Origin of the sequence: Nocardia sp. NPDC051463 (assembly GCF_040681975.1) — a bacterium.
GTDB lineage: Bacteria > Actinomycetota > Actinomycetes > Mycobacteriales > Mycobacteriaceae > Nocardia.
On the sequence record NZ_JBFBAB010000036.1, the window covers coordinates 49,109 to 62,800 of the forward strand.

Sequence of the window (13,692 nt, forward strand, 5' to 3'; positions counted from 1 at the left end):
TCTGCCGCCGGGATTTCCAGCTCACGGCATTGCGGGAGTTATCCCGGGTGAGCGCCGGGGAGGTTCGGCTGTATCCGCCCTGATCGACCCTATCGGCCGGCATCACGATGTATCGGTCGAGCATCTCCGGAAAGAACTACGCGACAGGGGAATCCACTCGCTGCTCCGGGAACGGAGGACGAGTTCACCATGGTGTGCACACCATGCTGATCCTGCACGGTGACCGACCGCCGAGTGTGTCGTGTCCAGCGATCACTGGACACGGCACCAACGCTCAGCTCAGTGTGAACGTTGCCGTACCCGAGATCTGCTCCATCTCCCTGTCGTTCGAGTCCAGTGCGACGATCCGAGCCTCCACCCGGCCGACGCCCGGCGCCGTGCCGAAACCGACGATCACGCCGTCCACCGTGTTTTGGACGACACCGTTCACAACGCGGTGCTGCTGCCCGTCCGCGTACCCGGTATCCAGGTTCTTGAAGCGCACAGCGACCTTCCAGTCCGCGCAGCCGTCCCCGGTCTGGGTAAGGTTCACCCGCACGCCGAACGTGCCAGGCTTCTCCTGCCGCACGGTGACCGCGTCGATGATCGCGGAGCAGCTGGTCGGGACCAGGCGCGTCAGGGTCGGCGAGAACGGAAAGCCTGGCTCGTGCGGAATGGCGGTAGCGGGCGCCGCGAGCCCGACCACCCCAGCGGCGGTCACTGCTGCGATGACACCAGCGCGGGCCAAAAACTGTTGCAGCTGCTTGCGATTGAGAGTCATGCCTGGTTTACCGGGTGACCAACAGTCGTCGTTACGACAACATGGCGTTAGTGAAATCACTGTAACATCTGGCGTAGACGCGCTGTTGATGATCTTGCCTACCAGGACCGAAAGCGGTTACAGCGCTGAAGATCTCATCTCCACCGCCGACCAGGCGGCAAACCGCAACTGTTCCGGCCCGGGCGAATTCCCATCGCGAGGAGGACGATCGCTATCAGCACCGGCAGCCCCACGCACAGCGCGACGGCGACAACGGCTCTGGAGCGGAAATCCCGCTGAACGATCGCCTGGTATTCGACCTGGAGGTGCCACCGGATGGGGCTACTTCGTGCGCAAACCCCTTCCAGGCACTCCCGGCAGGGTGCCCGGCGAGGCGCAAGCCATGAGAGAGCCACACCGTGGCCACCGGCGTCGTATGAGCCGAACACCCGGGTGTAGGAATTCCATCCGCCGCGATGCGGCCGGCGTGCCAGAACCCGCTGGACAGCGCACGATCACCCGGGTAGCTGCACAGCGGATACGTCCACGCCCAGTCCGTTCTCGCCCAGCGGCGAGCCCGCCAACTGCGAGTTGTCGAGGTATCGGATCTCGTATACCCGTTCGGTGAACTTCCAGCCGTCGGTCGTTCGCCGGTAACGATCGTGGTAGATCGCGTAGTTCATATGCGAACTGCCACTTTTCAACCGGCCGAATTCAAGGATGTGGGCGCGGCCGGATGCGGTGTCGCCGTCGATCTCGATCATGCCGGGATGGGTGTTCTGAATGAAGTACTCCCAGGCGTCTTGCATTCGCCGCAATCCGGTCTGGAATTCGGCGCGGCCGCGGAGTTCGATACCCGCGTCGGGGATACGTAGTACCGCGTCGTCGGTGAACACCGATAGCAGGCGGTCGTTGTCGCGCATCATCACCGCATCCGCGTAATAGGCGCTGAGCGCTTCGATCTCGATACGGTCGGCGAGCGACCGAAAGTCGTTTGGTGTCAACATGATCGACTCCTCAGGATTGATGAGAGTGGTTTCGGCACCGGCCCGCCGCAACGGCGCGAGCGCGGCGCTCCATGCGACGACCTGATCCAGCAGCGTGCTCAGGGCTGCGGCATGGTGGTCGCGTGGCGTGAAGGTGGTGTAGTTCTCGAAATCGGTGAGCACCGAGAACTCCACCGGACGGCTCACATCGGCCATGCCCAGAGTGCTGCAGACCACCCGCAGCTGCGCCACCGCGCGGGCGCCGCCGCTCACGCCGTAGGAGACGAATCCGACCGCCTTGTCGGACCATTCCGCGCACAGGTGGTCGATGGCGTTCTTCAGCACCCCGGGGGCGCCGCCGTTGTACTCCGGGGTCACCACCACGAAGCCGTCGAACGGGGCGATCCGCTCGGCCCAGGCGCGGGTGTGCGCATGCACCGACGGGCCGAACATCGGCGCCACGGGCTCGTCCAGATGCGGCAGCGGGTGGTCGCGTAGGTCGATCAGTTCGAACTCGGCGTCGTCGCGCTGTGATGCCGCGTCCAGAACCCACTGGGCGACCTGCGGGCCGTTGCGGTTGGGCCGGGTACTGCCGAGGATGATGCCGAGTCTGATCATTTCCGGAACTCCTGCTTGGCTGAAAGTGTCACGACCTTCCGACGACACAGCCGTGCGGAATGTCAGGCCGCCTCACAAATCGGGTCGCTGATTCGTCGATTTCGGTGAGGGAAGCACAGACCGAAGGAGCCGACCATGACCGACCCGCACCTGCCGACGGTGATCAGTGAACGCCGTCAGCTGGTCAATCTCGCCTACCGGTTGCTCGGCTCCCTGGCCGAGGCCGAGGACGTGGTACAGGAGACTTACGCACGCTGGTACGCGCTGTCGGAGCGGCAGCGGCGGGAGGTGGCGGCGCCCGGTGCGTGGTTGACGACGGTCGCCAGCCGCATCTGCCTCGATCTGCTCGGCTCGGCGCGAGCCAGACGGGAACGCTATGTGGGCGAATGGATTCCGGAACCGGTACCCGACCGTTCCGAATGGCTCGGTGGTCCCACCCCCGCCGATCCCGCCGACCGGGTCACCCTCGACGAGTCGATCGGTATGGCTTTCCTCGTTGTGCTGGATTCCATGACGCCGGCCGAGCGGGTGGCGTTCGTCCTGCACGACGTCTTCCGCTACTCCTTCGCCGAGGTCGCCGATATCGTCGGGCGCACCCCCGCGGCCTGCCGCCAGCTCGCCTCTTCCGCCCGCCGCCGCATCCGCACATCGCAGGGGCCGTCGAGAACCGAGCGCGCCGAGGTGGTCAGGGACTTCAAACGAGCCTGGGAGACAAGAGATATCGAGGCTCTGATCGGCCTGCTCGATCCGCAGGCCACCGCGACCGCCGACAGCGGCGGCCTGGCTCCGGCCTTCCTCCGGCCGATCACCGGCGGCGAGCAGATCGCCCGCACCTGGATCGAAATCGCCGCCCGAGCCCCCGAGGTGACGCTGCTCGAGCGCACGGTGAACGGCCAACCCGGCCTGGTGGCACAGCTCGCCGACGCCACCGTCTCGGTCTACGCCTTCGATATCGCCGACGGCCGGATCACCCGGATCTGGGCGATGCGGAATCCGGAGAAACTGCGGCCCTGGACAGCTGGCTGAACTGCGGTAACCACTCGCCGAGAGCACGGGCGCGAACTTCGCCCCGATGCCACCAGCCCACCACCCAACGTCATCCTCGCCGCCTACATGGCCTCGGGCACATGACAACTCGACCCGCACGCCGATGTGGGAGTCGGCACTGATCTGCGTTCGCTCGAAGCCGCCGGGCGTCACCCATCTCCACTACGAGGTGCAGCGATGTCCGTGACATCCGGCCACAGAGCCACCAAAAACCCGTTGCCGGACCACGGTGACCACTGCTAGTTTCCGGAGGCCGTGCGAGAAAGAGGAGGTGGTACCCGTGAACGCAGTATCGACATGGGTGCTCCCCTCTCAGGTCACGGTCGGGCGATAGGTCGTCCGGGAGCGCCGTTCAAGAGCACTCCCGAAAGGCACGACCATGCAATTCACTTCTGAACAACGCCTCGACGACGGCATCCTCGAGCGCGAATTCACCCTCGGCGAGATCCCCGGCATCCTGTGGACACCCGCATCGGCATCCGCACCGGCGCCGCTGATCCTGGTCGGCCACCCCGGCGGACTGCGCATGATGTACCCGCGACTGGCGGCCCGGGCCCGGCACGCCGCAGCAGAGGGATACGCCGCGGCCACCATCGAGCTCCCCTGGAGCGGTGATCGGCCCCGTTCCGCCGCCGCCGAGCAGGCCCGCGCCGACCTGCGACGGGCGCTGGAGGCCGGTCAGTCGGTCAACGACGAGATCGTCGACCGACTCGTCCTCCCGCTGGCCGAAAGGGCAGTCCCGGAATGGCGGGCCACCCTGGACGCTCTGCTTTCACTGCCCGAGATCGGCGGCCCGGTCGGGTACTCGGGAGGGGTGATCGCCATCGGCCTCCGGCTGGCGGTGGTCGAGCCGCGCATCTCGGCCGCCCTTCTGTTCGCCGGAAGTTTCGTACCCCGCACCATGTTCGAGGAGGCCCGGCAGGTCACCATTCCGCTGCAGGTCCTGCTGCAGTGGGACGACGAAGGAAACGATCGGCAACTGGCCCTGGACCTGTTCGACGCCTTCGGCTCCACGGAGAAGACGCTGCACGCCAATATGGGCGGGCACACCGGCGTCCCGCAGTTCGAGGGGGATGCCGGGAACCGGTTCTTCGCCCGACACCTGAAGTGAGGCCGGCCCGTCAGGCCGGCAGCAGACGATAGGAGCTGTCGGCCGGATGACTGTAGTGCCGCCTACCGCGGTGCGCGAACCGGCCACAGCGCGGCGGCCTGCAGGGCCAGACCCGTTGCGGCTCGAGACATCCTGTATTGCCGAATACAACGAACGCACCATAATGCCAATTTTCGTGCGCCCGGCACCGGCCTCCGAGCCAATTCGGGTTCGATCGGTGCAGGGTGTTCGCGTCGGAGTAAATAGGATCGAGGTGACCGGCGACAACACTCAGGTGCCGGTGATGGCCATTGACGAGTTCCGCCCTGTTGGCGGCGTGGCGATATAGCGTCGCCGTGCCCGATTTCCGCGGCGGAAGTGTCGTGGCGATTATTTGGACGTGTTTACTCCGCCGTCCGGTCGGCGACAGGCATCAAATGTGACGAATTCCAACCGCAGAACGTGATGTACGTCATTGCCCGAGAAGGCGTGGTTGGGCATCGTCGTCAATTCATTTTGGAAAAAACCTTGTTGGAGATGCCCAGATGGCCGACCACAGTTTTGCTTACGACCTCACGCTGGATGAGGCACGACGGCGCAGCGCCGTCGTCGCGGCGCTCGGTGACGACTGGGATCCGGTCGCGGTGCTCGCCGAGGAAGATCGGGCCTACGACATGCTGTACTCGAATCTCGACGATGAGCAGCAGCGGATCTACGAGGAACTCGTCCAGGCCGGGATCCTGCCGGATCGCGCGACGCGCTATATTGCCGACTGATCTCGCGGCCGAGCACCGGCCCTGCTGCCACTCCCGAGAAGCCGTTCCCAACGACCACGCGGCCGCACCCGGGTTCGAGCGTCGATAGCCGACTCGCGGGGTCCGGACAGGACCCCCGCGACCAGCCACCAGCCGTCACCTCCGCGGAGCGCGGGTGGCGAATGAGATCCGCTGCGGTTCAAGACATTCGAATATTCCGACGTGCGTGCCGGCCCGTACAGAGCTGCGGTGAAGCGGCACCCAGGCCCTTCAGCTCAGCTGCTCGGCCAGCCCGACGATGATGCCCTCGGGGCCACGGACGTAGCAGAGCCGATAGCTCTGCTCGTACTGCTCGAGCTCGCCGACGAGTTCGGCGCCGTGGGCGCGTAGGCGGGCAACGACGTCCTCGATGTCATCGACGGCGAACATGATGCGACGAATGCCCAGCGTGTTCGCCGGCGCGTTTTTCGGCTCAGCGCTGATCGCCCTCGGAGTGTGGAACATCGCCAACTCGACCCGACCGTGGCCGTCCGGAGTCCGCAGCATTGCGACGTCCTGCCGGACGTCGTCGACCCCGATCACACGTTCCACCCAACGTCCCTCGACAGGTCCCTTACCCTCCAGCTCCATACCGAGTTCGACGAAGAACGCAACGACAGCGTCGAGGTCCTCGACAACGATGAGAACGTTGTCCATCCGCTGAATCGCCATAGCCCTATCTCCTTTGTCAGTAGGCCCCAACGCGGGCTTCGGTGCGCACGACAGTAGTGACCTACGGCGAGAAGGAAACTCATCGCCGGGCGATTGTGCGGCGAGACGGGCCCGCTGATCGACATGGGGTTGCCACCGCAGCGAATCCAACAGCTGCTCCGAATACGTGGGGCGTCGCCGGCCGGGGGACCTATTTCATGAGGCTCAGCAGGCCGAGGTGGGGTTCGAGCGCGCCGTCCTGACCGAGAGCCAGGAAGTCCGCCTCCACGGTGGAGAGCGAGAGTTTTCCTGCACGCACCGCTCGGTAGCGCACGAACGACCAGAGAAACACATCGAGATTGTCGAACCGGGTACCGCCTTCCACCACCTCCTCCTCGTGAAACCACACGGCCACTTGGCCATTGGCGAGCACGACATACAGATTGCCACCACCATCCGCACCGATCGAATAGACATCATCGTCGGTGAGCTCGGTCAGGTAGTCCGAATCTTTTATGCCGCAATCATTTCCAGCGAAATCGAAACCATAGGACCAGGAGAAGACATCCAAGAACTGCAGCAGTCGGCCCGAGCGCACCCGTCGATCGAACGCGGCCAAGGCCGCCGCGTCAGTGGGCGCCAGGCCCGCGAGAAAAGGTGCCACTGAACGGGTTTGCTCCGGCACTCGGATGGGCGCGGCATCGGGAAACCATTGCGCCAGATCCGAGTCGAGGTCGCGATCGGTGTAGCCGACTACGTCAGCCAGGGTGAGCGTCACGTGGGAATTCTAGAAGTACCTCACGACGAACATCCGCCCATGGCTCTTATCGGGCTATAGCCCGAACTCACCGCCCTCGATCAGGATGAGCAAACCGATTTCCCGATGAGCACCACCGGCAGCGGGACGTGGCCCCAGCGGCTGAGCGCCTCGTCGATGACCGGGCGTCGTGGCGAAGTACTTGCCCGCGAAGCACCCGGCACCGACAAGGACGAGGACGAGGACCAGGACGTGTACCCACTCGTGCCGGCGGTGGCGAAGACCGGTACGGAGATGCCGATATTGTCGCCACCGTTGAAGAAGGTGACCGCAGTGCCGGGCCCTCGCGCTACTACCCGCGGTAGGACAGCCCCGCTCGCCATACCTGTTCTCCCGCAAGCGCTATGGCGGCGAACTGAGGCGAGCGTGCACTCAGCCCGCCGAATACGGCGTGTCATCGAACCGCCCACTGCCGTCGAGTCGGTCACCCCTCGCGGATGGACGCGGTCTAGATCCGTTTGATTGTCGCGAACCAAGCCGGTGCGCCGCCGTCGTGGAATCTCGTATGAATCCGGTCGGGTTCGATCGCGACGACATGCCATCCACTGCCGGGGTTGAACGCCGCGCTCAGCTCTTCCCGGCTGACAGGGTGCGGGCCGGTATCGGGACCATCGTCACTGAAGCACAACACGTACAGGGTTCCATTGTGCTCGGTCACCGACGCCAGGCTCGCCGCGTATCCGGCTCGTTCGTCGCCCGCGAAGGTGTGGAACAGTCCGCAATCCAGCACCGTCTCGAACCTGCGACCCAATCGCTCCAGCTGGAACGCGTCGGCCGCAGCGAACTCGACCTCGATCCCACGGTCATCGGCCTTGTCTCGGGCGAGCGTCAGGGCCGTCTCGGCCACGTCGACGCCCAGAACCGGCAATCCCAGCGCGGCGACGTGCAGAGCGTTCTCGCCGGTCCCGCAGCCTGCATCGAGCACCGCTCCGGCGAATCCGCCGTCGGATGCCACCCGCACGATCGCCGGCTGCGGCCGACCGATGTCCCACGGCGCGGGACCGTCGTGATAGGACGCATCCCAGGGCTGTCCCGCCAGCCGCTCGTGACTGGTTGGGTGCCGACCATCGAACGGATCGTCGGTGGGGGTTCCTGATCGCTCCGACAACTTGGTCCCCTTCCTGGAGAATCAGGCAGGGTCGATACCGACGGCGGTGCCTGCTGTAGCGGAGTCGCCGCCGATGAGAGTCAGCGTACGGGCTTGTTGATAGGGGCAGCAGGCTGTTTCGAAGACGGCCGCGGTGGCGAGTATGCCTGCGGGGTCGTTGTCGAGCAGGGCCCTGGCTCGGTCGACGATCGCGTCGGCGATCGGGTTACCGGCCACCACAGTGCGAGCCGTGGCGAGATAGTCAGGGGCATCCGGATGACCGGCGAGCACCGCGGCTTCGGCGCGTAGCGCGAGGTACCAATGCCGCCACACCCAGATGGCCTGCTCGTCCATCTCGTCGGGCTCGGCCGATAGTTTCGCCAAGGCCCGGTCGGCTTGTCCCTGGTGGAGCAGGACGATGGCGTCGAACAGGGCACTGTATGCGGACTTGTGTTCGGGTGTCACACCGAGTTCGTCGACGATGGCCAGCCACTCGACTCTCGCCGCGTCGTCGTCGCGCAGGCCGTGGACCAACGCCACCGCGGCCGCTGCGGTGGCGAGGTTGGGCGCGTGCAGGCGGCCGGAGAGCTCCCACGCGTCGAGGAACCGTCCGCTGCCGGCCAGCACGTTGTCTACTCTGCCCGCCAGCGCATCCGCCACCAGCAGCCGGGATGTGGCGAAGTCACCCCGTTCAGCCAGCAACGGCAGGTCGCGGAGCTGCTCACCCCAGCGGCGAGCCCCCGCCAAATCACCCGCTCCGATGCAGGTTTCGGCCGCCTCGGACAGCGCGTTGACACGCTCGAGCGCACTGGCCGGCGTCATCGGAACCGCAGCGAGCAGCTCGACCCGCCGACGGGTCGTTGCCGCCGTGACGAAGGGATCCCCTGCCCAGCACTGGGCCGCGGTGAGGGCGTCGAGGGCCGCACTGTGGGCCAGCGGATCGCCGGTCCGGCAGGCCAGGTCGACGGCCCGCTCGGCGAGCGTGATCGCCTCGGGCACACCGTGATCCGAATCGACGGCGTGGACGAGCACACCGCACTCGGCCAGGGCTACCGCGGCCTGGGCGGCCGGGTCCTCGCCGGCCAGCTCGCGTGCCTCGGACAGCAGCGTCGCGGCCTCACCCGGGGGTGGTGACTGGGAGAACGTATCGGCCATCCGATAGACGGTGATCGCGGCAGTGGCCAGGTCGCGGGCGGCCCTGGCCGAATCTCCTGCACTGCGCGCGCTGTCCGCGGCGACGCGGTACAAGCGATACATGTCCTCGCCACGCATTCGACAACCGGCCACCACTGCGGCGTTCCGGAGTGCCGATGCCGCGACGACCGGGTCGTCGGTGAGCGATGCCGCCTGCTCGTAGCGCTGTTGGGACTCGCCGACCAGATTCCGGGTGAAGGTCAGCTGGGCCAAGGCCAGTGCCAGGTCGTGCGCGTCCCCACGGTGCTCGGGCTGTTCGGCTGCCCAGGTCAGGGCGGCCCGGATGTCGTCGACCGCGGCCTCGAACCTCTTGCGCCAGTCGCCGCTGGCGGGCGGCGGTTCCGCGGCCAGCGCGGCGGCGGTCGTCGAGCACCAACGCAGGTGGCGCGCAAGCATGTCGCGGAGCTCACTGTTGGCGATCAGTTGCTCGGTCTCGTACTGGCGGATCGTCTCCAAGGCCCGGTAGCGAATGCCGCCCGAGGAAGCCACGGGGGTCAGCAGGCTCTGCTCGGCGAGCCGAGCCAGGCCGTCGGCGACCGCGTTCGGCTCCAGCGGTGGATACCCGGCTACCTCGGCGGCGTCGGCGGCGGTGAACGGCGAAACGAGGACCGAGATGCGTCGGAGCAGGCAGCGGTCCGAAGTGGTGAGCAGGGCCTGGCTCCAGTCGAGCATGGCCCGCACGGACTGGTGTCGCTCGTCGGCACGACGGCCACCGACCAGCAGCCGCAGCGGATCGGCGAGGCTCGCGGTGAGACCGTCGAGACCGAGCGTGGGCAGTCTGGCGGCCGCGAGCTCGATTGCCAGAGCCAGCCCGTCGAGCCGCTGGCAGACCTCGCTGACCCGGTCCAATTGCCCCGGATCGACCGGCCAGCCCAGTGCAGCGGCGCGCTCCAGGAACAGCGCGATGGCGTCCGCCCCGGCGGTGTCGCCGTCGAGGGACAGCGGGGGAACGGCATAGACCTGCTCGAAGGGCACCATGAGCCGGGCCCGACTGGTGGCCAGAACGGTCACGCGCGCACAGCGAGCGAGCAGGCGTTCGATGAAGGGCACCGCGCCATCGAGGAGGTGCTCGCAGTTGTCGAGCACGAGCAGGACCTGGCGATCAGCGAGGGCGGTCAGCACCGAATCGTCGAGGCTGCGGCCCTGTTGCTCACCTAGGCCCAAAGCACTGGCCACCGCAGATCCGACCATCCCCGGATCCGTGACCGGCACGAGGTCCACGAACCAGACGCCGTCCGCGAAATCACCGGCCAGGTCCGCGGCAACGGCCAACGCCAGCCGGGTCTTGCCGACCCCGCCGGGGCCGAGTGCGGTCACGTGACGGTGCGCGGCAACGGCTTCGCGCAGTGCGGTGCGCTCCTGGGCTCGGCCGACGAACGACGTCAACGGCGAGGGAAGGACGACCATCGTCTCGCTCGTCCGCTCGGCGCGGGCGAGTTTGGCCGCGCGGGCAGCAAGCGCCCGCCGGTCGGGGACACCGACCTTGCGCAGTAGCGAGGACACATGGGTCTCCACGGTGCGCACCGAGATGAACAGCTCTGCGCCGATCTCGGCGTTGCTGCGATGTTCCCCGACCAGAGTCAGGACCTCAGCTTCCCGGTCGGAGATCCCCGCGGCAACCCTCTGTTGTGACACGTCCCTATCTTCGCGCACCGGTCTCGTCCCGTCGCGCGGGCATAGCTACGTGCTCGCTCAGTGGAACGTTCCGTGCTCGACACGGATGTCAGGCCCCCGAGCCGTGCCTAACGTAATTGCCATGGACGCACGAACGGTCCGACAACACAGTCGCCCCTCCGAGTGATCGGACTGTCGACTCCCCGGCTTCCGTTCGCCTTCACCGCAGACGATCCCGACCGCACCCACGAATCAGGACTGATCATGACCGCCGCTTCCACCTGGGGAATCAAGACCGTGCTGTACCCCGTTTCCGACCTGGCGACGGCCAAGAGGGTGTATGCCGCCCTGCTCGGCCTCCCACCACAAACCGACGGAACCTACTACGTCGGCTTCGAGACCGAAGGCCAGCACATCGGGCTGGTGCCGGGCGGTGGACCGCAGGGCATGACCGCACCGGTGGCGTACTGGCACGTGCCGGACATCGACGCGAAGCTGGCCGAGGTAACCGCTGCGGGCGCCACGGTGAAGGAACCTGTGCGCGATGTCGGTGAAGGCCGTCGGGTGGCCACTGTCACCGACCGCGATGGCAACGTCCTAGGGCTGCTTCAGGATCGGTGAGTGCCGCCCTCGGCGCTGCTGCCGCCGATCGCCGGCACCCAGTCCTTCCGAGCCTCACTAGAGGCAAACAGCAATCAGCTACACCCCACCGCCCTGGGCATCCGGGGCAACACCCCAGACACCTACAAACTTAGGGAGACAGCAATGAATGCTCAGAAGTCCACCACCCGCACAACCGCGAACAGCAAGACTTCCGTGAGTTTCACGGAGGAAGAGCGTGCCGCGATGAAGGAGCACGCCCAGGAGTTGAAGACGGCCGCGCGCCGCGGCTCGCGGGCATCGAAGGCAGACGGGGAGCAGGACGTACTCGCGAAGATCGCCGACATGGCCGAATCCGATCGTGTCTTGGCCGAGCGAATCCATGCCATCGTCAGGGCCAGCGCACCGGACCTGGCGCCGAAACTCTGGTACGGGATGCCGTCCTATGCCAGAGACGGCAAGGTGGTGTGCTTCTTCCAGAGCGCGGAGAAGTTCAAAGCGCGGTACGCGACGTTCGGGTTCAACGACACCGCGAACCTCGATGACGGCACCATGTGGCCGACCGCTTTCGCGTTGACGACGTTGAGTGCCGCCGACGAGGCAAAGCTCGGCGAGCTCGTGAAGAAAGCGGCGGGCTGAGGACCGTGCCTGCCACTGCACTCAGCGGCAGGCCGTCCCGCGTCAACCCACCGTCATGACCGAACATTCGCGCGGATGCTGTCCGATGATGACCGTCAGCGACGTCCTCGAAGTCCTGGCGATGTTCGGTCGGCCGATCGGGAGTGCCGATCAATGATCGGCACTCCCGCTCTTTCAGGGCGCGCCGAACCAGCCGGAGAGCGCTTCCCGCAGCGTGCGCGCGGCAGTGTCGCCAGGTTCGTCGATGGTTGCGGCCCAGGCGATGTGGGCATCCGGGCGGATCAGCAGGGCGTCGGCCGGTCGATCATCGGTTTTTGCGGTGCGGATCTCGATCCGATGCTGCCAGTCTCCGGCGATCTCGCGGAGCTCGGGGCGGTCGGCCAGATCGAGGAAGACGGGCCGTGCGGTGTGCATGAGTTCCGCGACGCTGGTGACGCCCTGGTCGGTGTGCAGGGTGAGGTTGGGTGCGAAGGTGCCGATCAAGGCGTGGTGGTCGGAGCCCGGCATCGGATAGCGGATGTCCGCGTGACCGATAAGGGCTCCCATGCGGCGCAATGCCGGCTCGTCGAGGAGCAGTTCCTGGAAGACTTCCCGCAGCGCGTCAGCGGCCAAGTCCTGTCCGCGCCGCAGTGCCACCTGGGCCCGGGTCTGCTTCAGTGCACGTGCGCCCGCGAAGTGACGCTCGTCGTGATACGTGTCCAGCAGACCGGCCGGCGCCCAGCCGTGGATGTCGGCGCCCAGCTTCCAGGCGAGGTTGACCGCGTCGAGCATGCCGACATTGAGCGCCGTGCCCGTGGCGGGAAGCAGGTGGGCCGCATCACCGGCCAGCATGATTCGCCCTTCGCGGTATCGTTCGACCTGCCGATCCTTGAAGGTGTACCGCGACAGCCGAGTCGGTTCTCCCAAGGGGAGATCCGCGCCGAGCACGCGGCGAGCACTGTCCGCGAGCTCGGTCATGGTCAGCGGCTCGTCGTCGTCGTATTCGGTGGACTCTTCTTCGGTGGTCTGCATCGACAACATCCCGTCCGTGACCGCGAACGCGAACACACCGCGGTCTGTTCGGGTGAAACCCGGATGGATCCTGCCCAGCCCGGGGACGTCGATGTCACCGTTGTCGAGCACGGTCACCGAATGGTGCACCTCGACCTGGGCCAGCCGGTTGACCTCCGGATATGTGATGCCAGGGAAGGGGATACCTGCCATGTCACGGACCCGACTGCGCCCGCCGTCGCAGCCGACCAGGTATCGAGCGTTCACCTGGTAGGGACCGTCCGGCCCGCGCACGTCCGCGGCCACCGTGGCACCGTCCTGGCTCACCCCGACCACCTCGTGTCCACGACGGATGTCGGCGCCGCGTTCGCGGGCGTGTGCGTCGAGCAGTCGCTCGATTTCCCATTGTGGGAGCGGCAGCGCCCGCATCGGAGGATCCACCAGTTGGGTGAGGTCCACATGCAGATTGCCGAACGGGAATCGGGGCGGCACGTTGGGGTCGCTACTGGCTGCTTCGAATCGATCCAGAATGCCGCGGTAGCGCAGCAAATCCAGGATCCGTCCGCCGATACCGCTGGCCTTCGGGGTGTCTCGCGGCTGCGCGTGCCGCTCCAGTACCAGCGTTCGCACTCCGGCCAGGCGTAGCTCACCGGCCAGCATCAGGCCACTCGGGCCCGCGCCCACGATGATTACGTCGGTGTCCGTCACTCGTTACTCCCATTTCCGCAGGTTCTGGCCTAGGCCGACGAGTATGCAGCACAACCCGGGCCTTGCCGCAAGCCCGCCGGTGGGCTATATATTGAGAATGGGAAGGAGTAGGTACTCT

General features: G+C 66.4%; 13 protein-coding genes. 5 read left to right on the top strand and 8 right to left on the bottom strand.

Features of this window, described 5'->3' with window-relative positions; all coding sequences use genetic code 11:
* Positions 1–274: 274 nt before the first annotated feature.
* Both AB0M74_RS31415 and AB0M74_RS31420 read right to left on the bottom strand, forming a co-directional pair.
* Positions 275–760, bottom strand: a complete 486-nt coding sequence (locus AB0M74_RS31415; RefSeq protein ID WP_366529929.1) for a hypothetical protein — start codon at positions 758–760, stop codon at positions 275–277.
* A gap of 494 nt (positions 761–1,254) precedes the next feature.
* Positions 1,255–2,343 (bottom strand): NAD(P)H-dependent oxidoreductase, encoded by a 1,089-nt coding sequence (locus AB0M74_RS31420; protein WP_366529930.1) that lies wholly within the window; start codon positions 2,341–2,343, stop codon positions 1,255–1,257.
* A gap of 135 nt (positions 2,344–2,478) precedes the next feature.
* On the opposite strand from AB0M74_RS31420, the gene sigJ reads away from it, so the two are divergent.
* The 3 genes from sigJ to AB0M74_RS31435 all read left to right on the top strand — a co-directional run bounded on the left by sigJ (position 2,479) and on the right by AB0M74_RS31435 (position 5,256).
* Positions 2,479–3,369, top strand: a complete 891-nt coding sequence (sigJ, locus tag AB0M74_RS31425) for an RNA polymerase sigma factor SigJ (protein WP_366529931.1) — start codon at positions 2,479–2,481, stop codon at positions 3,367–3,369.
* A 400-nt stretch (positions 3,370–3,769) separates the two neighbouring features.
* A complete protein-coding gene (locus AB0M74_RS31430; protein ID WP_366529932.1) occupies positions 3,770–4,501 on the top strand; it encodes an alpha/beta hydrolase in 732 nt (243 codons plus the stop codon).
* A gap of 524 nt (positions 4,502–5,025) precedes the next feature.
* The gene (locus AB0M74_RS31435; protein WP_366529933.1) at positions 5,026–5,256 is read left to right on the top strand and encodes a DUF6400 family protein; all 231 of its coding nucleotides are present in this window, start codon (positions 5,026–5,028) and stop codon (positions 5,254–5,256) included.
* A 249-nt stretch (positions 5,257–5,505) separates the two neighbouring features.
* Here the strand turns inward: AB0M74_RS31435 and AB0M74_RS31440 are convergent, their stop codons facing one another.
* From AB0M74_RS31440 to AB0M74_RS31460, 5 genes are all read right to left on the bottom strand, one after another.
* Entirely contained in the window at positions 5,506–5,946 is a 441-nt protein-coding gene (locus AB0M74_RS31440; protein ID WP_366529934.1) for a VOC family protein, read from the bottom strand.
* 190 nt (positions 5,947–6,136) lie between these two features.
* A complete protein-coding gene (locus AB0M74_RS31445; protein ID WP_366529935.1) occupies positions 6,137–6,703 on the bottom strand; it encodes a hypothetical protein in 567 nt (188 codons plus the stop codon).
* Positions 6,704–6,783: 80 nt separating this feature from the next.
* The gene (locus AB0M74_RS31450; RefSeq protein WP_366529936.1) at positions 6,784–7,065 is read right to left on the bottom strand and encodes a hypothetical protein; all 282 of its coding nucleotides are present in this window, start codon (positions 7,063–7,065) and stop codon (positions 6,784–6,786) included.
* 125 nt (positions 7,066–7,190) lie between these two features.
* Positions 7,191–7,850, bottom strand: a complete 660-nt coding sequence (locus tag AB0M74_RS31455; protein WP_366529937.1) for a class I SAM-dependent methyltransferase — start codon at positions 7,848–7,850, stop codon at positions 7,191–7,193.
* 21 nt (positions 7,851–7,871) lie between these two features.
* On the bottom strand, positions 7,872–10,658 hold the full coding sequence (locus AB0M74_RS31460) for a LuxR C-terminal-related transcriptional regulator (protein ID WP_366529938.1): 2,787 nt from the start codon (positions 10,656–10,658) through the stop codon (positions 7,872–7,874).
* 243 nt (positions 10,659–10,901) lie between these two features.
* Here AB0M74_RS31460 and AB0M74_RS31465 point away from each other — a divergent pair, with 243 nt between their 5' ends.
* Positions 10,902–11,258, top strand: coding sequence for a VOC family protein (locus AB0M74_RS31465; protein ID WP_366529939.1), 357 nt, complete (start codon positions 10,902–10,904; stop codon positions 11,256–11,258).
* 144 nt (positions 11,259–11,402) lie between these two features.
* The gene (locus AB0M74_RS31470) at positions 11,403–11,876 is read left to right on the top strand and encodes a DUF1801 domain-containing protein (RefSeq protein ID WP_366529940.1); all 474 of its coding nucleotides are present in this window, start codon (positions 11,403–11,405) and stop codon (positions 11,874–11,876) included.
* Between the two features lie 174 nt (positions 11,877–12,050).
* Here the strand turns inward: AB0M74_RS31470 and AB0M74_RS31475 are convergent, their stop codons facing one another.
* Positions 12,051–13,574, bottom strand: a complete 1,524-nt coding sequence (locus AB0M74_RS31475) for an FAD-dependent monooxygenase (RefSeq protein ID WP_366529941.1) — start codon at positions 13,572–13,574, stop codon at positions 12,051–12,053.
* Positions 13,575–13,692: the final 118 nt, after the last annotated feature.